Origin of the sequence: Haloarcula sp. CGMCC 1.6347 (assembly GCF_037078395.1) — an archaeon.
GTDB lineage: Archaea > Halobacteriota > Halobacteria > Halobacteriales > Haloarculaceae > Haloarcula > Haloarcula amylolytica.
Genome location: NZ_JAYMGX010000001.1, coordinates 443,718 through 466,786 on the forward strand (window position 1 = coordinate 443,718; position 23,069 = coordinate 466,786).

At 64.2% G+C, this 23,069-nt stretch carries 22 protein-coding genes; 12 read left to right on the top strand and 10 right to left on the bottom strand.

All coding sequences use genetic code 11. The annotated features are described in order from the left end of the window. Positions 1 to 51: 51 nt before the first annotated feature. Positions 52 to 330 carry a ubiquitin-like small modifier protein 1 gene (locus tag VI340_RS02380; RefSeq protein ID WP_008310667.1) on the top strand — a complete coding sequence of 93 codons (279 nt, stop codon included), beginning with the start codon at positions 52 to 54 and terminating at the stop codon, positions 328 to 330. A gap of 18 nt (positions 331 to 348) precedes the next feature. Here VI340_RS02380 and VI340_RS02385 read toward each other — a convergent pair whose 3' ends face one another. The 3 genes from VI340_RS02385 to gatD all read right to left on the bottom strand — a co-directional run bounded on the left by VI340_RS02385 (position 349) and on the right by gatD (position 4,290). Then, complete coding sequence (locus VI340_RS02385; RefSeq protein ID WP_336357702.1) at positions 349 to 2,004, bottom strand: histidine kinase N-terminal 7TM domain-containing protein; 1,656 nt, start codon at positions 2,002 to 2,004, stop codon at positions 349 to 351. A 51-nt stretch (positions 2,005 to 2,055) separates the two neighbouring features. Then, positions 2,056 to 2,946 carry a GNAT family N-acetyltransferase gene (locus VI340_RS02390; RefSeq protein WP_336357703.1) on the bottom strand — a complete coding sequence of 297 codons (891 nt, stop codon included), beginning with the start codon at positions 2,944 to 2,946 and terminating at the stop codon, positions 2,056 to 2,058. A 96-nt stretch (positions 2,947 to 3,042) separates the two neighbouring features. Continuing rightward, entirely contained in the window at positions 3,043 to 4,290 is a 1,248-nt protein-coding gene (gatD, locus tag VI340_RS02395; protein ID WP_008310662.1) for a Glu-tRNA(Gln) amidotransferase subunit GatD, read from the bottom strand. A gap of 194 nt (positions 4,291 to 4,484) precedes the next feature. Between gatD and VI340_RS02400 the strand changes: the two genes are divergently transcribed. From VI340_RS02400 to VI340_RS02410, 3 genes are all read left to right on the top strand, one after another. Beyond that, a complete protein-coding gene (locus VI340_RS02400; protein WP_008310661.1) occupies positions 4,485 to 5,084 on the top strand; it encodes a DUF5789 family protein in 600 nt (199 codons plus the stop codon). Between the two features lie 73 nt (positions 5,085 to 5,157). Beyond that, positions 5,158 to 5,667 (top strand): hypothetical protein, encoded by a 510-nt coding sequence (locus VI340_RS02405; RefSeq protein ID WP_336357704.1) that lies wholly within the window; start codon positions 5,158 to 5,160, stop codon positions 5,665 to 5,667. A 353-nt stretch (positions 5,668 to 6,020) separates the two neighbouring features. Further along, positions 6,021 to 7,586 (top strand): Na+/H+ antiporter NhaC family protein, encoded by a 1,566-nt coding sequence (locus tag VI340_RS02410; RefSeq protein ID WP_008310659.1) that lies wholly within the window; start codon positions 6,021 to 6,023, stop codon positions 7,584 to 7,586. Between the two features lie 30 nt (positions 7,587 to 7,616). Here the strand turns inward: VI340_RS02410 and VI340_RS02415 are convergent, their stop codons facing one another. The 3 genes from VI340_RS02415 to VI340_RS02425 form a co-directional block, all read right to left on the bottom strand. Beyond that, a complete protein-coding gene (locus VI340_RS02415; RefSeq protein ID WP_008310658.1) occupies positions 7,617 to 8,264 on the bottom strand; it encodes an ArsR/SmtB family transcription factor in 648 nt (215 codons plus the stop codon). Between the two features lie 69 nt (positions 8,265 to 8,333). After that, complete coding sequence (locus VI340_RS02420; RefSeq protein ID WP_336357705.1) at positions 8,334 to 9,626, bottom strand: hypothetical protein; 1,293 nt, start codon at positions 9,624 to 9,626, stop codon at positions 8,334 to 8,336. Positions 9,627 to 9,722: 96 nt separating this feature from the next. Then, a complete protein-coding gene (locus tag VI340_RS02425; protein ID WP_336357706.1) occupies positions 9,723 to 10,367 on the bottom strand; it encodes a DUF1405 domain-containing protein in 645 nt (214 codons plus the stop codon). A gap of 149 nt (positions 10,368 to 10,516) precedes the next feature. Between VI340_RS02425 and VI340_RS02430 the strand changes: the two genes are divergently transcribed. The 5 genes from VI340_RS02430 to VI340_RS02450 all read left to right on the top strand — a co-directional run bounded on the left by VI340_RS02430 (position 10,517) and on the right by VI340_RS02450 (position 15,112). Then, positions 10,517 to 10,882 (top strand): DUF5802 family protein, encoded by a 366-nt coding sequence (locus VI340_RS02430; protein WP_008310655.1) that lies wholly within the window; start codon positions 10,517 to 10,519, stop codon positions 10,880 to 10,882. Positions 10,883 to 11,361: 479 nt separating this feature from the next. Beyond that, complete coding sequence (locus VI340_RS02435) at positions 11,362 to 12,027, top strand: helix-turn-helix domain-containing protein (protein ID WP_336357707.1); 666 nt, start codon at positions 11,362 to 11,364, stop codon at positions 12,025 to 12,027. Positions 12,028 to 12,098: 71 nt separating this feature from the next. After that, positions 12,099 to 12,992, top strand: coding sequence for a Vms1/Ankzf1 family peptidyl-tRNA hydrolase (locus VI340_RS02440; RefSeq protein WP_336357708.1), 894 nt, complete (start codon positions 12,099 to 12,101; stop codon positions 12,990 to 12,992). Between the two features lie 75 nt (positions 12,993 to 13,067). Beyond that, positions 13,068 to 14,078, top strand: coding sequence for a DUF1611 domain-containing protein (locus tag VI340_RS02445; protein ID WP_008310648.1), 1,011 nt, complete (start codon positions 13,068 to 13,070; stop codon positions 14,076 to 14,078). Beyond that, positions 14,075 to 15,112: a dipeptide epimerase gene (locus VI340_RS02450; RefSeq protein WP_336357709.1), complete on the top strand. Its 1,038-nt coding sequence runs from the start codon at positions 14,075 to 14,077 to the stop codon at positions 15,110 to 15,112. The genes VI340_RS02445 and VI340_RS02450 overlap by 4 nt, the downstream gene beginning before the upstream one ends. A gap of 50 nt (positions 15,113 to 15,162) precedes the next feature. Here the strand turns inward: VI340_RS02450 and VI340_RS02455 are convergent, their stop codons facing one another. The 4 genes from VI340_RS02455 to VI340_RS02470 form a co-directional block, all read right to left on the bottom strand. Continuing rightward, positions 15,163 to 15,636, bottom strand: a complete 474-nt coding sequence (locus VI340_RS02455) for a peroxiredoxin (protein WP_044951693.1) — start codon at positions 15,634 to 15,636, stop codon at positions 15,163 to 15,165. An 83-nt stretch (positions 15,637 to 15,719) separates the two neighbouring features. Continuing rightward, on the bottom strand, positions 15,720 to 17,666 hold the full coding sequence (locus VI340_RS02460; RefSeq protein ID WP_336357710.1) for a hypothetical protein: 1,947 nt from the start codon (positions 17,664 to 17,666) through the stop codon (positions 15,720 to 15,722). Between the two features lie 68 nt (positions 17,667 to 17,734). After that, positions 17,735 to 18,247, bottom strand: a complete 513-nt coding sequence (locus tag VI340_RS02465; RefSeq protein ID WP_008310638.1) for a gamma carbonic anhydrase family protein — start codon at positions 18,245 to 18,247, stop codon at positions 17,735 to 17,737. A 491-nt stretch (positions 18,248 to 18,738) separates the two neighbouring features. After that, on the bottom strand, positions 18,739 to 19,170 hold the full coding sequence (locus tag VI340_RS02470) for a universal stress protein (RefSeq protein WP_008310628.1): 432 nt from the start codon (positions 19,168 to 19,170) through the stop codon (positions 18,739 to 18,741). Between the two features lie 182 nt (positions 19,171 to 19,352). On the opposite strand from VI340_RS02470, the gene VI340_RS02475 reads away from it, so the two are divergent. From VI340_RS02475 to VI340_RS02485, 3 genes are all read left to right on the top strand, one after another. Further along, positions 19,353 to 19,919 carry an HTH domain-containing protein gene (locus VI340_RS02475; protein ID WP_336329865.1) on the top strand — a complete coding sequence of 189 codons (567 nt, stop codon included), beginning with the start codon at positions 19,353 to 19,355 and terminating at the stop codon, positions 19,917 to 19,919. 58 nt (positions 19,920 to 19,977) lie between these two features. Next, on the top strand, positions 19,978 to 21,906 hold the full coding sequence (gene thrS, locus VI340_RS02480; RefSeq protein ID WP_008310623.1) for a threonine--tRNA ligase: 1,929 nt from the start codon (positions 19,978 to 19,980) through the stop codon (positions 21,904 to 21,906). Positions 21,907 to 22,011: 105 nt separating this feature from the next. After that, on the top strand, positions 22,012 to 23,052 hold the full coding sequence (locus VI340_RS02485) for a hypothetical protein (RefSeq protein WP_336357711.1): 1,041 nt from the start codon (positions 22,012 to 22,014) through the stop codon (positions 23,050 to 23,052). Positions 23,053 to 23,069: the final 17 nt, after the last annotated feature.

The following is a 23,069-nucleotide window of genomic DNA, read 5'->3' on the forward strand; positions in this document are numbered from 1 at the left end:
GGACACGGCGCGGTCCGGAACCCTCTTTTGCCGGACGCCCGGAGTACGGCTATGGAGTGGAAACTGTTCGCACACCTCCGGGACGCGGCCGACGGCCAGTCCGTCAGCGTCGATATCGAGGGGGACGCCACGGTCGAGACGGCGCTCGATGCGCTGCTCGCGTCGCGACCGGCGCTCGCCGAGGAGGTGCTCGACGAGAACGAGGAGTTGGCCGACCACATCCGGGTGCTCGTCGACGGCGAGGACCCGTTCGCCGCCGGTGAGGGGCTGGCGACAGCTGTCGACGAGGAGACGGAACTGGCGTTGTTCCCGCCGGTCAGCGGCGGCTGATACGGATTGTTGGCCGGGTCACTTTTTGAGCGGTCCCGCTACCGTCACGTTCGAGATGACGATGCGAACGCCGTCCTGATACTCGGTATCGAGCGTCACGTCCCAGCCGTGGGTCCGGGCGAGCATCCGCAGGTTCGGGAGCGTCATCCCGGCCTCGGCGTCCGGCATCGCGCCGCCGTACTCGAAGAAGGCCTCCGCCGCCGTCTCGCCCGCCGGAGTCCCGTCGTCGGTGATGACGATCTCGTCGGCCTCCCGCTCGACGGTGACCGTCGACGCGCCGTTGTGCGCCGCGAACGTGAACCCGCTCTCGAAGAGGTCCCGCAACCGAGTCGGGTCGGCGATTATCTGTCCCTCCACGTCGGCCGCCATCGTGAGGCCGTTCGTGTCGGCACGGTCCCAGGCTCCGTCGATGACCGGCTGGAGGTCGACAGCCGTCGTTTCGTCGATTGTCTGCCCGTGTCGAGCCAGCGTCGCGAGTCCGTCGACGATTTCTGACATCCGGTCGGCCGTCTCGGACGTCGACTGGAGGGATTCTTTGGCCAGATCGACCTTGCCGCGGTTCAGGGCGTCACCGGCGACGGAGACCCGACCGGTGATTATCTGGAGCGTGTTCAGAAGCTCGTGTCTGATCGCGGTTGCGAACCCCTCCAACTGCTCGTTCTGTCGGTCGAGTTCGCGGCGACGCCGCTCGCTTTCGGTCACGTCGGTGAACACGAGCATCCGGCCGATATCGACCTGTCCCAGCGAAAACGAGGTGTCGCTGACGAGGTAGTACTCCGTCCCGCCGTCCCGGTTCCGTTCGAGAATCTGCTCGTCCGTTTGCAGTATCTCTGAAACGGCCGGCAACACCGCATCAAGCTGCTGCCCGCGGCTTCCGGCCAGTGCCGGGAAGAGCCGTTGCGCCTCACCGTTGGACTCCTTGATGTGGCGATCATCGTCGAGATACACGACGGCCTCGTCAACGCCGTCGGTCAACTGCACGGCGAGAAACGCCTCGTCGTACACGTAGAGGACGCCGAACGCGAACAGTGCGACGCCGAGCGGCTCGTGGTTGATGTCGAGCAGGATATCGCTGACGTACCCGACGATATCAAGCACCGCCGGGATCGCCGTGACACCGACCAGAACGCCGAGCGGACGGGTGTCGTAGTCCGCTTCGAGGAACAGTTCGAACAGCATGAAGAAGCCGACGGTGACGAGCGCGTAGGAGAGTCCCGTCACCACCCAGTGAAACACGCCGTGTGTGATTGCCAGATGCGGAAACGGGTCAGAGACGAACTGCGTGGCGAAATAGAGCCCGTGAAGCGGATTGGTCAGCTTCACCGTGACGATACCGAGGTACACGCTCACGGCGACCACACGGTATAGTCGGTTCCGGTGGAATGCCCGCCCGGTGTACGCCGAACAGAAGTACAACCACGCACCGACCGTCGCGAGACCGACGATGAGGCTGCCGAGGTAGAACGCGTATCCAAGCGTCCCGGGCGTGATCAGGAAACCGAGTTGCAGCGCCGCCCAGCCGCCGCTACAGAGCAGGAGTCCGACCATCCCGCGGCGGGTATCGGGGTCTTCAATGCGAGTCGCTCTGTAGAGCCCGACGCCGCATCCGACCGCCGCGAGGCCGTACGCCGCGACGTATACGAGAAATGCCGGCGAACTCCCAACAAGATCCATCTACCGGTGATAGGGCGGGTATTTGAATGAGTGTTGCGTCCGCGTTATCGGCTATGATAACTCTCCGAGGCCGTCTATCTCGAACACGAAGTCCGGGCGGCCGTCGATGTTCCCGCTGGCGTACGCGGCCTGGGCCACATGGCGCGGTGTCTCGGGGATGAGGACCCGCGTCCCGTCAACGCCGAGCGTAGCTGCGTCAGCGGCTATCGCAGTGAACAACGCCCGCGCAGCGTCGACGTCGCTCCACACCCCGACCGCGTACTCCGAGAGCCGTTCGCCGTCAGCTTCGGTCGTCCGAACGCGACACGCCATCCCGCGTGGCTTATCCCCGACGGTCAGGACCGCCTGGTCAGTCGCCAGCCGGTCGAGCGTTTCCCGCGTCAGCGTCGAGAGCGCCCAGCTCTCCCCGCTGTCGAGCGCGAGCCCGGACAGGACGTCTCGTCCGTCGCTCTCCTGCCAGTAGCGCCACGCTGTCGCGGGGTCGTTTCTGACAGTCATCCCGGGCGTCTCGTCCGCCGGGTCCGGGTGTACCCAGCGGAACGACGTGACCGCCTCGAAGCCAGCAGCCAGCGACTGCCCGAGTCCGGCCTCGTTCCAGGAAAACACCATGCTTCGGCCGACTGACGCGCCGGCATCGGCCGCCCATTCTATGAGGTTGTCGGTCAGCAGCGACCCCAATCCCTGCCCTCTGTAGTCCGAGTCTATACGCATGCCCTGAAACCACGCCTCGGTCTCGGTGAGCATGACGGCCTGCGCGAGGCCGACGGCGTGACCGTCAACGTCGACGACGAGGGTTTTCCGGTCCGCGCCGTCGTCGTCGACCCAGTCGCGGAACACGTCGGGGATGTAATCGGCCATCGCGCGGTCGGCCCAGACATCGCTTGTCAGTTCGACAATATCGTCGTAGTCGTCGTGACGAGCCGTCCGAACAGTCGGCGACATACGGGCAGACTCTCCCGCGACGGTGAAAAAAGGGTCGCGTCGATTTGCCAGCCGGGAACGGCCCGTCCCGCCGAGGCTACCACACCGTGTTCGGTGCTACAGCCACGGCGTCGAGCGCTGCTGAATCTCGCCGGCAAGGGGTTCCTGCATAGCGTCGGCAACGTCGTCGCTGTTTGCCAGCGCCCACATGAGCTTGACCTTCGCTGTGCCGGGGAGCATGTCCTCGCCCTCGATGACGCCGGCGTCGAGCAAGTCCCGGCCGGTGTCGTAGACGCGGTCACAGACCCGGCCTTCGAGGCACTGGCTGGTCATGACCAGCGGGATGTCGAGTTCCTCGATGGTCCCGATCCAGTCGGTGTTGACGTGGCCGAGCCCGGTTCCCTCGATGACGACGCCCTCGCTGTCCTCGGCGGCGGCTTCTAGCAGCGACGGGGCCATTCCGGGGGAGAACTTCAGGAGTTCCACGTCCGTCTCGATGTCGTCGTGCAGCGCCAGGTCGACGGCGTCCCGTTCGGCGTATTCGCGGTGGAACGTAACTGTGCTCTCACCGTCGATGTCGTAATCGACCTCACCGAGCGGCTTCGCGCCGACCGTCTCGAAAGCGTCACGGCGCGAGGTGTGGTTCTTCCGGACGCGAGTGCCGCGATGGAGCGCACAGCGGTCGTCGGACTCGTCGGCGTGCATACAGACCAGCACCTCCGCACAGTCGCTCGTGGCGGCCTCGACGGCGGAGACGGCGTTCATCACGTTGTCCGAGGACGGTCGGTCCGCCGAGCGCTGGCTGCCCGTAAAGACGATGGGGACCGGCGTGTCGAGCATGAACGACAGCGCCGACGCGGAGTACTGCATCGTGTCGGTGCCGTGCATGACGACGATGCCGTCCGCGCCGGCCTCGATCTCCTCGTGGACCGCCTGCGCGAGGTCCTGCCAGACCGCCGGAGTCATGTTCTCCGAGAGGATGTTGGCGACGACGCGGCCGCGGTAGTTCGCCATCCCCGCGAGGTCCGGCACCGCTCGAAGCACGTCCTCGGCGTCGAACTGGGCCGTCACCGCGCCGGTGCGGTAGTCGACCGTCGAGGCAATCGTGCCGCCGGTGGAGATCAGCGAGACCGTCGGGAGGTCGTCGTCGAACTCGATGGCGGACTGGCTCTGTTCGTCCTGTGCGCTCTCGACGTCGTACACGTCCGATTCCAGCACGTCGACGGACGCGTCCTCTCGGTCGATGCCGACGTTGTACCCGCCGTCGAGTTTGACGACGAGGTGGTCGGGCGTACTCGACGGGAGCATCACGCCCTCGTAGGTCTGGGCCGCGCGCTCGACGCGGACCCGGTCGCCTGCGTTCATGCGCGGCACTTTCCGCCGGTGGGACTTGAACCCACTCGTTTCGACGAGCGCTCTCGGTCACGCGCCGGACCTGGCGAGCGGTCGATGGGTGGGTGTCCGCTGTGGTTCTGACCCGGGATGTCAACGTCCGTTACTGCGAGTTACAAACGGCACCAGACCACAATGTTATCCCACTAGACACTCATCTAACAAGTATGGCAGACAACAAGAACGGCCGCGAAGCCCAGGCCCAAAACGAGGAGCGCCGCCAGCGGGAGCGCGCTATCACTGAGGAGCTTGAGCGCGCGGACGAACCCGAGCCGCCGGTCGACCCGACGCAGCTCGCGTACTTCGAGACGGAACTCGATACGCTCGAATTCCCGGCGACAGCGGCTGACGTGGTCGCTACGGTCGGTGACCACGAGATCGAGTCGGTCGACGGGACGTACACCGTTGCGGACCTCTTGCCCGATGCGAAGATCGAGTCGTTCGACTCGCCGGCCGAGGTCCGGACGCGGGTCCAGCGGCCGACCGTAGCGGGGGCGATGAAACGCGTCGTGGAGGCCGCCGACGAGCACCAGAGCGCGTCCTTTGGCGCCTCACAGCGCGACGGCTACGAGCGGACGTTCCGGGAACTGCGGGCTATCGACGCGGATGACGACGACGAAGGTATTCGGGCCATCGCCGACTGGATTATCGAGCGCACCCACGAGAAAGAGACGCTTCCCGGGTCCCGCGACGTCCGCCGACAGGCGGCGAAGTTCTGCCGGTCGAACGGCTACTCGGTTCGCAACGACGAGTGGCTCGGTATCTGAGCGACACACCTCCGTATCCCTGACTGCCGGCGGCCCCCACAAGGACCATACTGCTCGCGGTTCCACACTCTATATGGCCGAACGAACCGAGGAGCGGACCCGCGACGCGGACGCGAAATCGGGCAGTGACCTCGGCGTCGATGTCGGCACGACGGCGTCGGTCGAGACGGATGTGACTGTCGGGGAATCGAGCGACGCGGAGGCGTCTGTCACCGAAACGGCCACGACAGACAGCGGGAGCTACTTCTCGCTGCGGGCGCTGCTGTTCGCCTTTGGCGCGGTCGGCGGTGGGATGGTGCTCGGCGGGCTGATACCGCTCGTCCCGTTCACCGAACTGGTCGGCATCCTGCTTGGCGGATTCGTCTACGGACTGCTCGCCAGCGAGCGCCGATACGCCGAACTCGGGCTGGCGGGCGCTGTCAGCGGCGGCGCAACGGCCGTTCTGTCCCTCCTCCCACAGCTCGCCGCGGGACTGAACGGCACCAGACTGTTCGCTATCGCCGGCGGGGTCGGCCTCGTGCTCGCGCTCGTCGGGCACTACTTCGGTCGTGACCTCCGGAGTGGGCTGACGAAAGACCTGTAGCTCTCTTGACGGCAGATTTGGATCAGTGCCGCGACCGCCCCTTCTGAGCTTACTGTACTGGATAGTCCTGTCGTACGGTATGCCGCGTATCGGTCGACCGGACAAACGATGCCGGTCTCTTCTGCTGGGAGCCTGCGTGTGAAAGAGTGCGCAATACTAGTTTCGACGTGGACAGACTCCCTGTCACGTAATATCGACTGTACTGGTCTTGTGATATAGTGTATGAACAAACCTATATCTCCAGAATAATGGATAATATCTGACCGTCTGATTCACTTTCACGCATTTTGGACACGATATCTTGAGTTGATAACGCTTATAACTCTCGTATGTAAACTCCCGGAGTAGAACGCATGGCACCAGAGACATACGGGCTCATCAGCCTGTTTCCGGCGATGCTCGCCATTGTACTGACGCTGTTCACTCGCCAAGTACTCCTCTCGCTGTTTGCAGGTATCTGGATCGGAGCGACGGTGCTCGTCGGCTGGAATCCGGCCGCCGGAGCCGCTCGGAGCCTCCAGTTCGTCGTGGATAACGTGACCGAACCGTTCAACGTCAAACTGCTACTGTTCACGTTCCTCATCGGGGCAATGCTGGGGATGATCTTCCTCTCCGGCGGGATGAACGCGCTGGCGTCACAGATGGTCAAGCGCATTCGGACCCGCCGGCAGGCGGCGCTTGGCACGTCGCTACTGGGAATGACCATCTTCGTCGACTCGTACGCCTCGACGATGATTACCGGGTCGGTCATGCGCCCGATCACCGACAAGTTCGACATCAGTCGCGAGAAGTTGGCGTATATCCTCGACTCCACCACTGCACCGACCGCGTCGATATCAGTCGTCTCGACGTGGCTCGGGTTCGAAGTCGGACTTATCGCCGAGCAACTGACCACAATCGGGGTGGACCGAAGCGCGTTCCTGCTGTTCCTCGAATCGATTCCCTATCGGTTCTACAGTCTCCTTGCGCTCGCAATGGTCTTTATCATCGTCATCGCGGATCTGGACTTCGGCCCGATGGCGAAGGCCGAACGCAGAGCCAGAGAGGAGGGGAAAGTCCTCGGCGACAACGCGGACCCGCTGATGGAAACACAGGAGGACGATATCGTGACGCCCGACCACGTCGACCCGCGGTGGTGGTACTTCGCCGCGCCGATCGCCGCACTCGTGGGGGTGACCGGGTTCTCGCTGTATTACTCCGGCGGCGGGTTCGCCGGGCGCAGTCTCACCGACGCACTGTCGAACGCGGCCACTGCGGACGCCATCGTCTGGGCCTCGTTCTCGGCCTGTCTGGTCATTCTGACAATTCTGGTCGGGCACGCACGCATCGCGGTCGACGAAGTGAGCGACGCCATCTTCGAGGGGTTCAAAATGGTGATGTTCCCCGTCGCGGTGCTCTCGCTCGCGTGGTCAATCGGCGCTGTGAGCCAGGCACTGGGTGTCGGCCCCTACGTCGTCGCCATCAGTGAGGGGATTATCACGGCCGGGATGCTGCCCGCTATCATTTTTCTCAGCGCCGTCATTATCAGCTTCAGCATCGGCACGTCTTGGGGAACGATGGGTATTCTGTTCCCGGTCGCGATCCCGCTCGGACACGCGCTCGGAGCGCCGCTGGCACCGGCCATCGCGGCGATCCTGACCGGTGCGCTGTTCGGCGACCACTGCTCGCCCATCTCCGACACGACGGTGATGTCGAGTATGTTCGCCGCGAGCGACCACGTCGACCATGTGAACACCCAGATTCCCTACGCAGTGCTGGCCGGCATCGTCGCAACCGGGCTGTTCCTGATGGCCGGCTACGGTGTCCCGGCGTACGTCGCACTCCCGATCGGACTGGCCGCTGTCGGATCTGTGACGTACCTGCTCTCGGAACAGCTGTCGGTCGAGGTTCCGAGTTCGTACGGGTCGAAAGCGGACTGAGACGGTCCGCTGTTTGAACTACTGTTCTGTTCAGACGATTTCCCAGCCGTCGTCGGTCCGCTCGACCACGTCGTCGTCTGCAAGCCGAGTGAGCGCTTCCTCGACGATCTCCGGCGGGGCCTCTATCTCTCGGGCAAGCGCCGGAACGGTGTCGATACCGTTTGCGAGGCCGCTGACCAGTTCCGCGTACAGTCGTCCGTCGCCGTTCTCGAAGCCGGAGTCGATGCGGTCTCGCACGTCGGTCATGCGGGCCTGCACCCATCGCTGGGCCAGCGACAGTTCGTTCTCTAGCTGCTGGAGATGCTCCAGTTCCCGCGCCAGATCGTGAAAATCCCCGTCGGATGTGGACCCAACGTCTATCGAGAGATGGCGGCAAGAGGGCATCTCGAACTCGGGGTTTGCCGGGTAGGCGCTCTTGGTACCGAACTCGTAGGGAGAGACTCGAACTTCCAGACGGAGATTCCGGGCGATAGAGAAGTACTTCCGGCGCTGGTCGTCCGTCCGGGAATCGACGAGCCCGGCGTCTTCGAGCTTCTGGAGGTGGTCGATGACAGCTTTCGGGCTGACGCCGATGTATTCACTGATTTCCGTGACGTAGCAGGGTTTGTGTGCGAGGAGTTTGAGAATCCGCCGGCGGTTGGCGTTTCCAAGGAGATTGAGTAACTCGGCGGAGTCCATCGATACGTAGGTAGCGGGTCACGGTTCAAAAGCATGACTCTCGTCGGGCGGTTTGCTGGTGTCACTCGGCTACGCTAGCTGATCCATCCACGACGTGTTCTGTGAGCCGCTGTTCCCGTTCCCCTGACCGCTTCCGCCATCACCGCCCTGTCCGCCACTGTTCCCCTGCCCGTTATCCTTTCCGCCGTCATTCGCGTTGCCGTTGTTACCGCCGGACGCGCCGCCAGAATCATCAGTACCGTTACTATCAGAGGTGTCGTCAGCACCGTCACTGCCAGAACTTCCGTCAGAGTCATCGGAACTGTCGTCAGCACCGTCACTGCCAGAACTTCCGTCAGAGTCATCGGAACTGTCGTCAGAACTGTCACTGTCAGAACTTCCGTCAGAGCCATCGGCACGGCCACTGTCAGAACTGTCGTCCGAGTCCGATGTACCGGCTGAATCATCCTCCCCACCACTGTCGGCTTCATCTGAACCGCTGTCGTCTCCTGCGGTATTGTCGCCGCTGTCACTGCCGTCCCCATTCCCGTTGCCTCTGTCGTTGCCCTGTTCAGCCCCGTTTCCCTGTGTGGACTCCCCGGTTTCGTTTCCGCTGTCGTCAGGCCCGTCGTCCGGTGGCCCCTGGTCGCTCTCGTTTCGTTGTTGTCCGGGTGCGTCAGCAGGCGGTCCCTGTTCGCTCTGGTTTGCACCCCGTTCGGACGTGTTGGCTGGTGGTCCCTGTTCGCTCTGGTTGGTTCCAACGCCGTCCGGCGGCCCCTGCTCACTTCGGTTGACTCCGGCGTCGTCCGGTGGTCCCTGCTCACCTGGGCCGGCGGTCTCTGGCGGTCCGGCGATGCCGCGAGCAATCGACGAGACCTGCTGGCCGGAGAGCTTGCTTGCGTTCTGTTTCAGTCGCTCCAGTGCGGTGTCGTTCACACCGGTCTGTTCGGCGGCCGTATCGGTGTCGTTAATCGCGGTCTGTAGGCCCGCGATCTCCGCCGTGAGCCGGCTCTGCTGAGCTACGTACGCCTGCTCACTGATGTTTCCGTTCTCGTATCGCTGTTCGAGCGTGGCGTTGCGCTCCTGTAGCCGTTCGAGCCGGTGTTCGAGCGCGCCGGCTCGCTCCGTGACCAGTTCGGCTCGTTCAGTTCCGTTCGATTGGTTGTACGCCGACCGCCACATCCCGTTCTCGACCGTGTCGTTCGCGGCGGCAGAGTTCGACTGGAGAAACACCGTGAGTTGCGTTCCCATCCCGTTGGCAGAGTCGTTCTGCGTGGCCACTGTCTCCGTCGCGGTCTCCTGCGCTGTCACGGCCGGGAGGCCGACAGCGACAGTCCCGACGATGACCAGCACTGTGAGGAGCGTGGCCTGGCGTGGGCTCATTCCTATCCCTACTTCTGCCCTCCCACATCAAAAAGAAACGCCTTCGTTCGTGTCGTTCACAGACGCCTGAAACAATCGCAGATAGTCCAAGAGTGTTTAAGCTGTCTTCTGCGTCGGCTTCCCCATCGGCAGCAGCCGCCAGGCGATCACTACCGACAGCACCGAGAGCGCGACGGTGGCGAGCGGTAACACGAGACCTGGGTCGTACCGCAACGGCGGATGATAGCCGAAGCCGTAGTCGAGCACGTCGTTGCCGAGCGCCAAAACCAGCGCAGTCACGAGCGCACCCTTCGTCGTCCGGGCGTAGTGAGGGACTAACAGCCCCTCGGCAACGAACCCGAGATGGGTGACGATGATGCCGAAATACGCCCACGGGGCGGGGAAGTAGGCGTCGAAGCCGATGTTTAACGCCACGACGGTCCACAGCCCCATCTTGATCAGCCAGACCAGCGCAATAGTGTGGAGGTACGCGAGCGGCACCGTCAGCGGCACCTCGTCGAGTGACTTGCCGAGGAACGGCAGGAGGGTCGCAACCGACAGCGTCATCAGGAACAGCGCCACCGGCGAGTCGGCGTACAGCGGCCAGAGGAACGTTGACACCTCGGGCATTGTCTCGACGTAATACCGGATACCGACGAGCATCGCGACGGCGTTGACGACCAGCAGCCACACGAGACTCGGCGTCTGTTCCAGGTAGTACCGCGCGTACCGACGTGGCAACGGCCCCCGCTGCTCGCTCATGGATCGAATCGGGGCCGGCCGTGGCATAGCCCTGTCGGACGGGAGCCGACACCGCGTCGTCCACCCACTGAGTCCGCGCTGTTTGCACGACGGCAAAAGGTTGCCGGCGAACACTTATGTATGTCAATGACACACATTCAGTTGCACCGATGTTCGAACAGTTTTCGCGCGGATACTACCTCGGCCGCCTCTACGTCGAACCGAGAGACGACGCGGCGGCCGCGATGTGTCGCGAGCAGCACGAACGAGTGAACGAACAGTTGTACGCCTCCGGCGAGGGGGTCGAACGCACAGACTATCCGCTGGTAATGAAACTCGGCTCCCAGCACTTCGCCGTCCACGGGGACGAGCAGGTCCCGGCGGACACACTCGTCGTTCCCGAAACGATGCTTGCGGACGCCAACGTTCGGAACCCGCCCAGCCTCGAAGAAGTGTTTCTGGCGAAAGCGGACCACGCCGCACAACTGCTCTCTATCTCGGAGGGGACGCCGACACTTCCCGATACCGCGGTCTGATGGCGTAAAACCCCGCTCTGGTGACGGTCTCCGCTTCCACCGAGCGGGCAGAAAGCGGGGGACTTCTCGCGGGCCGGTATAAGTAGGTTATACGCTTAAGCTACAGAGCAATGCGGGCAGGTGGCTTCTATTCACCTGTATGTCACAGCGGAACCATGCAGACGATCAGGACAGAGCTACGGAATCCAAATTCTACCTCCCCGCAGGGACCACCCCGTCGTCCGAAGCCGGCTGGTTCGAGCGTCTCTGGGCCGTGCTGTTCAATCATCGCGTCTGAACCATCGATGTGCGAGACTGTGCTGAACAGTGGGGTGATTTCTGATCGGGTCTCCCAGGCTGACCGGCTCGTATCGACGCGCAAACCCTGACCGTAGTCTCGTGCGCAGAAACCACGACCAACCGACCCAGTTAAGCTACCGCACGGCTACCGTTATAACGCCTACTTGTCCGCCTTAGCGCACCAACCACTATACAGAACAATGACCGATATCACGGCGGTCGTCCGAGCCGAGCACCCCGACATAGTGCTCACGGAGACCGTTACTCACGACCGAAGTTCGAAAGTCAGGTCGGTGTCAGAGGCGGGAACAGACCCGACATCGGGAAAATTCTTCTATCACATCGAATCATCCGATTTCCAACAGTTCGAAGACGGATTACGGAACGACAGTACCATTGGCGAATTCGAACGAGTCATCGAAACCCGAGACGACGAGGCCATCTACAGCTTCGAGTACACGGACGAGGCGAAGATTCTCTCTCCTGTAATTTCCTCCGCGAACGGTGTCATTCTCGACATGGAGAACGACGGGAGCGCCTGGATTCTGACAGTGTGGATGCCCGACCGAACGGATCTGGTTCACCTCTGGGACTACGCACAACAGAACGAGATTGATATCGATTTACTGCGCGTGAACGAATACGCCAGTTTAGGGAATACCGACGCTGGGCTGACCGACAGCCAGCGAGAAGCGCTCCTCGTCGCGTTCGAAACGGGATATTTCGAAGAACCGCGGAACGCGACCCTCAGCGATGTCGCCGCTGATCTGGATATCTCTCAGCCGGCAGCCAGTGGTCTCCTTCGACGCGGCATCAAGCGACTCATCATCTCGTCCCTGCGGGATGACAGCGAACCGCCAGATTGACCGACGGCTTCTCGCTGCAGTGGCGGTCCGGGAAGCCACTTTTAAGCCTGTTCCCGTCCGCCATCCAGTCGATGCTTGACCGGTTGCTGGGCAGAGCGTCGCTGAAAGAGCGGGTGGCCGAACTCGAAGAGGAGAACCATCACCTCGAACGACAGCTCGACGCCGAGAAAGAGCGCCGCGCCGACGCAGCGACCGAGCGCCAGCGGGCCGAGGCCGAGGTCAACCGGCTGGAGGACCGCGTCGCCGAACTCCAAGACCGCGTCGAGCGGTTACAGGACGAAGAAGGCGAATCGACGTTCCGGACCGAGGAGACACTCAGCAGGGCGCGGCTGAGTGAGGTACTCGACAGGCTGGAATCTGTCGAGACGGAGCCGGAAGGCGTCTTTACCGCCTACGTCGACGGGGAGCACTCCCTCCCTGCCCCGGTCCGGGAGGCCTTCGGCGACCGCGCGTCGCTGGTCGCCAGCGCCGCGCCGTGCCTAGCTGTTACGGATGACGCAGGCCTCCTGTCGGCGTGTCTGTCCGTCCCCGTGCCGCCGTCGCCGTTCACCGAGTGGGCTGACGCCGTCCAACTGGAGCGGTCGTGGTTCGAACCGACCGGTAAACACGTCGTCGCGCTGGTCCGTTCCGACCTGTTCGCCCTGGGCGAGTACGACGGCCGGGAGCAGACTGCCTTCCACGGGTTCGACTCGGAGCTGAAAAGCCAGCACTCGAAGGGCGGCTTCTCACAGAGCCGGTTCGAGCGGCTCCGGGACCAGCAGATAGACTCCCATCTCGACCGCTGCCGGGCCGCTATCGAGGAGGTGTCCCCCGACCGGCTGTACGTCGTCGGCGAGGGGTCAGTCATCCACGAGTTCGAGGACCTCGCGACGGCGACGAAGCCGGTCGACGCGACCGGGGAGCCGGACGACGCACTCGACGACGCCGTCCGGTCGCTGTGGACTGTTCGGTTGCGCGTGCCGTAGTTCGGGACCCGGTCATCCCAGCTCCGTCGGTGCCGGTTCCGTAGCTTTTTCGCGGGGCGGCGATTCTGTCCGGCTATGGCCGTAGCCATTCTGACACACGACGCCTTCCCCGACCGAGCCAAGACGGCTGTCGGGCTGTTGCGGTACGGCGACCGGGAAGTACGAGCACTCGTCGACCGCGAGCGGGCCGGCCAGCGCGTCCACGACTCGCTGGCGGACGTGCAGGACGCCCCAATCGTCGCGTCGATGGCCGACGCACCCGACGTCGACGCGCTCGTCATCGGCATCTCGCCCATCGGCGGCGAGTTCGACGAGTCCTGGCGCGACGACGTGCGAACAGCGCTCGAACGCGGCTGTGACGTGTACTCGGGACTGCACTACTTCCTGGCCGACGACGAGGAGTTCGCTCGCCTCGCCGACGACCACGACGCCGAACTGCACGACCTCCGCAAGCCGCCCGAAGACCTGACCGTGGCGGCGGGGACCGCCGGCGACGTGGACGCGACGGTCGTGACGACCGTCGGCACCGACTGCTCGACGGGGAAGATGACCGCCTCGTTCGAGATTCGTGACGCAGCACGGGAGCGCGGCCTCGACGCCGCCGTCGTCCCGACCGGGCAGACCGGCATCGCCATCTCCGGCCGGGGCATCGTCGTCGACCGCGTCATCGCCGACTACGCGGCCGGTGCGGTGGAACGGCTGGTCGAAGAAGCACAGGCGGCGGACCTCCTCGTGGTCGAAGGCCAGGGCGCGCTTGCCCACCCGGCCTATTCGGGCGTGACGACGAGCATCCTCCACGGGTCGGCCCCCGACGCGCTCGTCATGTGTCACGAGGCCGGCCGGGAGCGGATTCACGGCTACGAGTCCTTCGACATTCCGCCGCTCCCCGAGTACGTCGACATCTACGAGCGGCTGGCCGCGCCCATCTCGGACGCGTCAGTCGTCGCGGGGATGCTGAACACGCGCCATCTCGACGACAGTGAGGCCGCGGATGCTGTCGCGGGGTACAGCGACGCGCTGGACGTGCCGGCGACTGACCCCGTCCGCCACGGCGTCTCAGACGAGATACTGGACGCCATCCTATGAACTGGAGCGTCGACCGCTACGACCTGCCGCTATCGAACCCGTTCGGAATCTCGCGGGAGACCAGTGAGACCAGCGAAACCGTCGTGGTCGAACTCACCTACGAGGGAACCACCGGAATCGGGGCCGTCACGCCGTCGGCGTACTACGACGAGAGTGCGGCGTCGGTGGCCGAAACGCTGCCATCGCTCTGTGAGGTTGTCGCCCGAATCGGCGACCCGCACGCCCAGCAGCGTATTGAACGAGAACTCGGCGAGCGAGCGCCGGACCAGCCCGCCGCCCGGACGGCACTCTCCATCGCCGTCCACGACCTCGCCGCTCGGAGCCTGGACCTGCCGCTGTACCGCCAGTGGGGGCTCGACCCCGACGCGGTCCCGCCGACCACCTATACGGTCGGCATCGACACGCCCGAGCGGATGGCCGAGAAAGCCGGGACGGCGGCCGACAGCGGCTTCGGCCGTCTGAAGGTCAAACTCGGAACCGACGACGACCGAGCGCGACTGGACGCGGTCCGGGACGCGGCCCCCGACGCCGAGGTACGCGTCGACGCCAACGCCGCCTGGACGCCCGAGGAGGCTATCGACAAGGCGGACTGGCTCGCCGACGCCGGCGTCACGATGCTGGAACAGCCGGTCGATGCCGACGACATCGGCGGTCTTCGCCGCGTGACCGACGCGACCGAGATCCCCGTCGCGGCCGACGAGTCCTGCGTTACCGCGTCGGACGTGCCGCGGGTCGCCGACGCCTGCGACATCGTCAACGCCAAACTGGTCAAATGCGGCGGCCTCCGGCCCGCAATGCGGCTCCTCCACGCCGCTGACGCGCACGGTCTCGACTCGATGCTCGGCTGCATGGTCGAGTCAAACGCCAGCATCGCCGCGGCGGTCCACCTCGCGCCGCTCGTCGACTACGTCGACCTCGACGGGGCGCTCCTGCTGGCGTCGGACCCCTACGCCGGCGTGCCACTCGACGGCGACGTGTTCGCCCTCACTGCGGTGTCGGCCGGCACCGGTGCTCGGCGAGCGCGAGACGCGTAGCTGTGAGACAGTACCGATAAAAATCCGGTTCGGAGTATTATGTGGCCCGTTTACGCCGACTCGACGGCGTCCAGCAGTTCGTCGTAGTCCGGCTCGTTGGTCGGGTCGTCGGCGACCCAGCTATAGGAGACTTCGCCGTCGTCGTCGACGACGAACACGGCGCGGTTCGCGACGCCGAGCAGCCCGAGGTCTTCGATGTCGATTTCGAGGTCGTAGTCCTGAATCGCCGACCGGCCCATGTCGCTGACCAGGTCGAACTCCAGCCCGTGCTCGTCACGGAAGGAGTTCAGCGAGAACGCCGAGTCGGCGCTGAGGCCGAGCACCGTCGCGCCGGCGTCGTGGAAGTCCCCGAGGTGCTCCTGCAGGGCCACCATCTCGTTGGAGCACGGCGGCGTGAACGCGCCCGGGAAGAAGGCGAGCACGACCGGCCCGTCGCCCAGGTGGTCGCTCAGTTCGAAGTCCGCTACCTCACCGTTCGCGATTGTCGCCGAGATGTCCGGCGCTGTGTCGCCTGTGGATACCATCACCCGAATATAACGGCGTCACCCGAATAAATACCCGCCATCCGGCAGGGGTGCCGACTCCGGTTCGCCGTGAGACTGGTCGCTTACACCCACTCCGCAAAGGAGTGGTGCTCGCGGCTCGCCTCGATGTAGTCCCGCTGCATCGACTGGATGGCCGTCGAGAGGTCGTCGCCGGAATCGAGGGACTGTCGAACCCGGTCGATCTTCCAGTCGCTCGGGGTCATGCCGGCCTCGTAGCGGGCTTCAATCGGGTCGAGATACTCGTCGATGCGAGCCTCGGGCACGCCCTGCTCGGCCAGCCCCAGACGGGCGTACTGGAAGATTTCGTCGTAGATCTCGTCGTGGTCGGCCGTCCGCTCGCCCCCCGCTGTCACCCAGGACAGGTCCGCGTCGGAGCCGTCTGCTGCGGCGCTGTAGAAGCTCCGCCTGGCTTCCTGCCAGGGCAGTTCCGCGGCGGGATGGTCGGCGACGACCAGCCCGCGGATGAGACCGACCGTCAGCGCCTGCAGCCCGATCATGTCTTTGGCGTGGGGCTGGGTCGGCAGCGGGCGGTACTCGATGCGGAGCGACTTCTCCGTGCTGGCCCCGTCGACGGGCGTCCCGCCGACGACACAGCGGAGCCAGCGCCAGTAGGTCCCGCGCTTGTGGTCGAACTCCCAGAACTCGTCTTCGAACGCCGTTCGCTCGTCGTCGTGCAGGAACTCCCGGAGGAACGGCGCGAACAGGTCGTCGTCGACGACGCGGCCGACCACGTCCGTCGTGTCGTCGAGGTCCCGCGGCACCCGGACCTTCGGGTTCTCGCTGGTGTTGACCGACTGCTCGAAGGCCGCGATGCGGAGTTCGTGGTGCGTGTTCGCACAGAGCCACTCGCCGTCGGTGTCGCCGTACATATCCGCCGGGAGGAACGGCGAGTTCACCGAGAGCGCGAGCAGCGGCCCGAGCGTCCGGATCGCGGCGTTGTAGTACTCGGTGAACGCCTCGGCGTCCGGAACCTGGAGGTGAGGCTGGATCGAGGTGGCCAGCGACTCGAACAGAATGGTCGGGAACGACCCGCTGTACCCCGGCACGTCGAAGTCGATGCTGCCGCCGGCGTGGTCCAGCGCCTCGTTGTCCAGCGCCACGTATCTGGGGGCCTGCCGCATGTTGTCCGCGAGGACGACGCCGTCGTTCGTCTCGTGTGCCGAGAGGTACTGCTCGCTGCCCTCCTCGGGCGGGATGGTCCACATCGCGTCGAGGACGAGTTCGCAGTTGTGCTTGCTCGCCTGCTGGCGGGCCTGTTTCGTCTGCATCTCCACCGCCGTCGTCTGGACCTCCATCCCGGTCTGGTCGAAGCTGTTGGGTTCGGTGTTGACCTCGGCGTTGTGCAGGCCAAGTTCCTTGTTGGCCTCGCCCTCGAACACCACGTCGGGCAGGCGGGTCAGCCGCCCCTCCCAGTCCTCGGGGTCCATGTACGGCTCGTCACTTTCTTCCTCGACTGACGACTCGACGGCCGGTTCGGCCTCCTCCTCCTCTGGCGTCTCCGGTTCGTCCTCGGCCAGCGGGCTGTCCGGGTCGATGTCGAGCGACGGTCCCTCTCCGGGACCGAACGAATCCTCGGACTCGGCAGCGGTTTCGCCGGCGTTCTGGTCCAGTGACTCACCGCCGGCTGGTTCCAGCGGGTCGCCCTCGTCTGGCTCCAGCGACGGCCCGTCGCCATTTGGTTCCAGTGATGCGCCAGCGCCGTCTTCTGGCTCCGCCGGCGCGTCGAGCGACCCGCTCCAGGCCGCCCCGCCCGATCCGCTCAGGTCGTCGTCGAGGTCTTCTTCGGCGACTCCCTCGTCGTCTGCTTCCTCGTCTGGCTCGGGTGGGTCCGGCTCCGCGTTGATGGCGTACAGTTCGATCTCCAGGCCGACGGAGAACGCTTCGTTGTCGAACTCCCCGGCCTCGATGGCTCTCCGGAGCTGCATCGCCTGTTCGTCGACCCGCTCAGTGAACTCCGCGGCAGTGTCGTCGGCGAGCGACCGGGTCACCAGGTCGACGATATCGTCCATGCTCGGTACTGTGTGGGCTCTTCCACTATAAGTGACCCGTCGTGCGTTTCCAGCGTTGATACTCGGTGTTACTCGAACAGGTCCTCGTGGCGGGCCGCGAGGTTGGCGTAATCGCCGGAGCTGAACGCCTCGAACACCTCGTTGGGGTCGATTGTTGTCTCGGACAGCGGTGTCACCGTGGCTGGGCTCCCGCGGACGAACGACTCGGCGGGGACCTCGTAGCCCGGCGGGACGACCGTTCCCATCGCGACGATGGAGCCCTCGCCGATGGTGGCGTCACTGACCGTGGAGTTGAAGCCAACGAGCGCGCCGTCCTTGACCGCCGCGTCGTTGAGGACGGCCCCGTGGCCGACCATCACCTTCTCGCCGACGGTCGATGCGTGGACGATGGCCCCGTCACCGATCGCCGATTCGCGGCCCACCTCGACGGGGGCCACGTCGCCGCGCAACACGACGCCGGGCCAGACGTTCGCGTTCGGGCCGACAGTGACGTCGCCCACCAGCGTCGCCTCGCGGCTGACGTGGGCGTATCCGTGGATGTTCGGCGTGGCTCCCTCGAACGCGTACTCTCGGCTGTCCATACTGCTCCCATCGTGTCGGCGGCTCGAAAAGATACCGGTCAGAACGGGGTGTTACAGCGGGAGCAAGGCGAAAGCCCACCCCTTCAGGGGTGTGGATGAAGCCGACAACCCGGCAGCTTCGCCTGTAGCCTCACTCAGCGGAGTTTTATAACCGGTGACACCGTATGCATGACCACACCGAGGCGGATCAGCCGCCCAGATAAACGGATAATATCGGGATTCGGGCCACGCTACGTCCAAAAGAATCCCTTTCGGGCCGCTGGCTGTGGATTCCGACACACGGTAACTCCGAATCCCCATACCGGGGATAGGAGTAACGGCGGCTTGGCCCCGCCAGGAGTCCGGTCATGCCGACCTGGCTACAAACCTGAAACTCCCAACCTAGCGGTGCGGTGCCGCGGGAATCCCACGCCTGAAGGCGTGGGAGGAGGTCAATGGTGGTCTGTCCGCTGCCGAGCACGTCCGCGAACGGACCGGCACCCCCACCTGAGCTATTCGATGTGGACCACGAGGACGGGGACAGGCGCGCTCTGTACGACGCGCTCGGTGACGCTTCCGAGATTGGCGACCCGGTCTCGTCCGGTTCGACCGTGGGTCCCCATCACGATGAGGTCGATGTCTTCCTCCTCGGCGTAGTCGGTAATCGTCTTGTGGGGAATGCCCTCTTCCATGGTTGTGACGACCTCGACGCCGGACTCCTCGCCGCTGACCACGATGTCGTCGAGCGCGATGTCCCCCTCTTCCTCCAGCGACTGCCGCACTTCGTCCTGATTGGACTTGTCGGCCGCGACGTACAGCCGCTTGTCCACGACGTACAGCCCGTGAAGGGTCGCGTCGTTGTCGCGCGCGATCGAGGTGGCGTGCGCGAGCGTCTCCGTCGTACCCGAACTGCCGTCTGTGGCTACAAGCACCGAATCGTACATATCCGGCTTCTCATGCGAACTGTGCCCACATAGTAGTCCCTATCACGCTGACACGGCCCGTGGCTGTCCAACCGATGACGAAACTATTTGATTCAGTTTCTGTCGTTCAGTGTATAATCATTCTAACCATTATTTGTCAACAGGAATACTTTTGCCAGTTGCTGCCTATTAACTTCTATACGATGCAGGGGAGCACGCAGCCAGACGACACACGGGCAGAACTATACGTTCGTTCACTCCTGCCCGATGGGCACACGCAGCAACAGGCTGCGGTAATCGACCGTCTTGACGGGCTGTCAGATACCGACATTCTGTCAGAAGTCACCGTTGAGGTTATCGGACGGCAGATTCCGTCCACGCCAGCGGAGGCGCGGACCGAACTCGGGTTGTTTGCCCTCAACCGAGTTAGTGTCTTTCAGGAGTGGGCGAAACGAAACGATTGTTCACTTGAGCCGGCGTTTCAGGTCCGGTCGGTGGACTCGGAAATTTCGGGGGAACAGTACCGGGCACTTGTGTTTCCGGTCCAACTCTTGGCGGAGTACGAGGGGTCGGAACTCAGATGCGTGACGCCGCATACGGCTGACGGGGAAACGACGACTGTCATGGACCGGCTTACCATGCTTGAAGCAGAGGAAGAATCGACGTTCTCGCCGCTAGAGCGGGCGAGCGCGGCACAACCGCCGACGCAGTCTGACCTGCCGGCAGTCGACGCTATCGACGAGGACTCGGACCCGCTGTTGCCAGAGTAGCCCCAGCGTCGCCCGCGTCTCAATACACTTATCCCCGGCCGCCGTCGTATCCTCGGATATGAGTACGGTCACGGTCACGCTGCCCGACGGGACCCCCCTAGAGGTCGAGCGTGGCAGCACGGTCGAGGATGTCGCCTACGAAATCGGGCCAGGGTTGGGTGACGACACGGTCGCCGGCGTCGTCGACGGCGAACTTGTCGACAAACACGCGCCGCTGACAGCCGACGTCGAGCTCGAAATCGTCACCGAGAGCAGTGACGAGTACCTCGACGTGTTGCGTCACTCCGCCGCCCACGTCTTCGCCCAGGCGCTGCAGCGACTCTACCCCGACGCGAAGCTCACAATCGGGCCGTGGACCGACAACGGGTTCTACTACGACATCACCGGCGTCGACATCGACGAGGACGACCTCGAAGCCATCGAGGCCGAAGCCGAGGAGATAATCGAGGAAGACCTCGACATCGAGCGCGAACTCCTCGACCGGGAGGACGCCTTCGAGCGCTACGAGGACAACCCGTTCAAACAGGACATCCTCGAAACCGAGGCTGCGGACGACGAGGTGGTCTCGTTCTACACGCAAGGCGAGTTCGAGGACCTCTGCCAGGGCCCCCACGTCGAATCGACCGGTGAAATCGGCGGCTTCGCCCTGCTCGAAATCTCCGCGGCCTTTTGGCGCGGCGAGGAGGAGAACGAGACGCTGACCCGCGTGTACGGCACCGCCTTCCCGACGGAGGACGCGCTTGACGAGTTCCTCGAACAGCGCCGCAAGGCCGAGGAGCGCGACCACCGCAAGATCGGGCAGGAGATGGACTTGTTCTCCATCGACGAGACGACCGGGCCGGGCCTGCCGCTGTACGAACCCAACGGCAAGAAGATCCTCAACGAACTCTCGGACTACGTTGCCGGCCTCAACCGCGACGCCGGCTACGACGAGGTCGAGACGCCCCACGTCTTCCGTACCGAACTGTGGAAGAAATCGGGCCACTACGAGAACTACGTCGACGACATGTTCCTGCTCGACGTAAACGACGAGGAGTACGGCCTGAAGCCGATGAACTGTCCGGGCCACGCCACTATCTTCGAGCAGAACTCCTGGAGCTACCGTGACCTCCCGGTGCGGTACTTCGAGGACGGGAAGGTCTACCGCAAGGAACAGCGCGGCGAACTCTCCGGGCTCTCCCGGACGTGGGCCTTCACTATCGACGACGGCCACCTGTTCGTCCGCCCGGACCAGATTGAGGAGGAAGTGCTGGCGACGGTCGACATCATCCTCGACACGCTTGATACGTTCAACCTCGACTACACCGTCCAGTTCGCCACTCGGCCCGAGAAATCCGTTGGCGGCGACGAAATCTGGGAGAAAGCGGAGTCCCAGCTCGAAGCCGTCCTCGACGAGCAGGACATCGACTACGTCGTCGAGGAAGGTGACGGCGCGTTCTACGGCCCGAAGATCGACTTCGCGTTCGAGGACGCGCTGGGGCGGCACTGGGACGGCCCCACCGTCCAGCTGGACTTCAATATGCCCGAGCGGTTCGACCTCTCCTACACCGGCGAGGACAACGAGGAGCACCGCCCGGTGATGATCCACCGCGCGCTGTATGGCTCCTACGAGCGCTTCTTCATGGTGCTGACCGAGCACTACAACGGGAAGTTCCCGCCGTGGCTCGCCCCCGAACAGATCCGTCTGCTGCCGGTCAGCGACGACAACATCGCCTACTGTGAGCAGATTCAGGAGGAACTCGACGACTTCCGTGTCACCATCGAGGACCGCTCCTGGACGGTCGGCAAGAAGATCCAGCAGGCCCACGACGACCGCGTGCCCTACATGTGCGTCATCGGCGACAACGAGGAGGAGGCCGGCACCATCTCGGTGCGGGACCGCAAGGAACGCGAAGAGAAGGACATCGACATCGCCGAGTTCCGCGACCACCTCGAAACCGAGGTCGAGCAGCAGCGGACCGCTGTGACGTTCCTCGCCGGCCGGTAGCCGCTGCCGGCCTGACCGGCCCGATCAGTTCTCGCCGACAACACACTGCCAAAACCGGCGCGTGCCAGGCACGCCCTTTTATCCCCGGCGGGCGAGCCGACCTGTATGACCACTGACAGTGGAGAGTCGAGCGATACCATGCGGGAGCGCGCCACCGGTGACACCCGACTCCTCTGGCTCCTGCTCGACGCGGACCGCTGGCTCGTCACCGCCCTCCTCTCCGGTGTCCTGTTCTGTGGGATTCTCGCCGTCGGACTTTTGCATCCTACACCGGCATTGACGCTGTTGACTCGCGGTGACCCGGTCGAAACGCTGTTTCAGGCGCTGATTACGGGGACTGTAACCGCCGTTACGCTGGTTCTGACACTGAATCAGCTCGTCCTGTCACAGGAACTCGGTGCAGTGGGCGATCAGCGCGAGCGGATGGACGGGTCGATGCAGTTCCGCGACGACGTGGCCGACGCCGTCGACACGCCAGTCAGTCCGGCAGAGCCATCGGCGTTCCTCCGGTCGCTGGTCCGCGGGACCGCCGAACGAGCCGAGGCAGCCCGGAACGCCGCCGACGAGACGGCGCTCGATGACGACCTGGCGGCGTTGCTGTCGAACTACTTGGAGGACGTGCTGACCAACGCCGACAGCGTCACCGACCAGCTCGAAGACGGGACCTTCGGCGAATTCGACGTCGTCAAGGCCGCGCTGGACTACAACTACTCCTGGAAGCTGTACGCCGGTCGGCGCATCCGCGAGGCCTACGCCGACGAACTCACCGACGAAATCGACGACTCGCTCGCGGAACTCGTCGAGACGCTCGAACTGTTCGGCCCGGCCCGGGAACACTTCAAGACGCTGTACTTCCAGTGGGAGCTGTCCGACCTCTCCCGGACATTGCTGTACGTCGCCATCCCGGCGCTTACCGTCGCAATCACCTCGTTATTGTTCCTCGATGTGCAGGATTTCGTCGGCGTCACGGCCGGCGTCCCCGACGTGTTGTGGCTCCTCGCGGTGACGACGACAGCATCGCTGCTTCCGTTCACGGTCCTGATATCGTACATCCTCCGTATCGTCACGATAACCAAACGAACGCTCGCTATCGGCCCCTTCATTCTCCGCGAGACGGACCGGCGCGTCGACGTCGACTGGGACTGACGCCGCCGCACATCACC

What these genes read in the sequence shown, in the direction of transcription:
- VI340_RS02380 (WP_008310667.1), top strand. Translation starts at nt 52, where the DNA reads ATGGAGTGGAAACTGTTCGCACACCTCCGGGACGCGGCCGACGGCCAG.
- VI340_RS02385 (WP_336357702.1), bottom strand. Translation starts at nt 2,004, where the DNA reads ATGGATCTTGTTGGGAGTTCGCCGGCATTTCTCGTATACGTCGCGGCG.
- VI340_RS02390 (WP_336357703.1), bottom strand. Translation starts at nt 2,946, where the DNA reads ATGTCGCCGACTGTTCGGACGGCTCGTCACGACGACTACGACGATATT.
- gatD (WP_008310662.1), bottom strand. Translation starts at nt 4,290, where the DNA reads ATGAACGCAGGCGACCGGGTCCGCGTCGAGCGCGCGGCCCAGACCTAC.
- VI340_RS02400 (WP_008310661.1), top strand. Translation starts at nt 4,485, where the DNA reads ATGGCAGACAACAAGAACGGCCGCGAAGCCCAGGCCCAAAACGAGGAG.
- VI340_RS02405 (WP_336357704.1), top strand. Translation starts at nt 5,158, where the DNA reads ATGGCCGAACGAACCGAGGAGCGGACCCGCGACGCGGACGCGAAATCG.
- VI340_RS02410 (WP_008310659.1), top strand. Translation starts at nt 6,021, where the DNA reads ATGGCACCAGAGACATACGGGCTCATCAGCCTGTTTCCGGCGATGCTC.
- VI340_RS02415 (WP_008310658.1), bottom strand. Translation starts at nt 8,264, where the DNA reads ATGGACTCCGCCGAGTTACTCAATCTCCTTGGAAACGCCAACCGCCGG.
- VI340_RS02420 (WP_336357705.1), bottom strand. Translation starts at nt 9,626, where the DNA reads ATGAGCCCACGCCAGGCCACGCTCCTCACAGTGCTGGTCATCGTCGGG.
- VI340_RS02425 (WP_336357706.1), bottom strand. Translation starts at nt 10,367, where the DNA reads ATGAGCGAGCAGCGGGGGCCGTTGCCACGTCGGTACGCGCGGTACTAC.
- VI340_RS02430 (WP_008310655.1), top strand. Translation starts at nt 10,517, where the DNA reads ATGTTCGAACAGTTTTCGCGCGGATACTACCTCGGCCGCCTCTACGTC.
- VI340_RS02435 (WP_336357707.1), top strand. Translation starts at nt 11,362, where the DNA reads ATGACCGATATCACGGCGGTCGTCCGAGCCGAGCACCCCGACATAGTG.
- VI340_RS02440 (WP_336357708.1), top strand. Translation starts at nt 12,099, where the DNA reads ATGCTTGACCGGTTGCTGGGCAGAGCGTCGCTGAAAGAGCGGGTGGCC.
- VI340_RS02445 (WP_008310648.1), top strand. Translation starts at nt 13,068, where the DNA reads ATGGCCGTAGCCATTCTGACACACGACGCCTTCCCCGACCGAGCCAAG.
- VI340_RS02450 (WP_336357709.1), top strand. Translation starts at nt 14,075, where the DNA reads ATGAACTGGAGCGTCGACCGCTACGACCTGCCGCTATCGAACCCGTTC.
- VI340_RS02455 (WP_044951693.1), bottom strand. Translation starts at nt 15,636, where the DNA reads ATGGTATCCACAGGCGACACAGCGCCGGACATCTCGGCGACAATCGCG.
- VI340_RS02460 (WP_336357710.1), bottom strand. Translation starts at nt 17,666, where the DNA reads ATGGACGATATCGTCGACCTGGTGACCCGGTCGCTCGCCGACGACACT.
- VI340_RS02465 (WP_008310638.1), bottom strand. Translation starts at nt 18,247, where the DNA reads ATGGACAGCCGAGAGTACGCGTTCGAGGGAGCCACGCCGAACATCCAC.
- VI340_RS02470 (WP_008310628.1), bottom strand. Translation starts at nt 19,170, where the DNA reads ATGTACGATTCGGTGCTTGTAGCCACAGACGGCAGTTCGGGTACGACG.
- VI340_RS02475 (WP_336329865.1), top strand. Translation starts at nt 19,353, where the DNA reads ATGCAGGGGAGCACGCAGCCAGACGACACACGGGCAGAACTATACGTT.
- thrS (WP_008310623.1), top strand. Translation starts at nt 19,978, where the DNA reads ATGAGTACGGTCACGGTCACGCTGCCCGACGGGACCCCCCTAGAGGTC.
- VI340_RS02485 (WP_336357711.1), top strand. Translation starts at nt 22,012, where the DNA reads ATGACCACTGACAGTGGAGAGTCGAGCGATACCATGCGGGAGCGCGCC.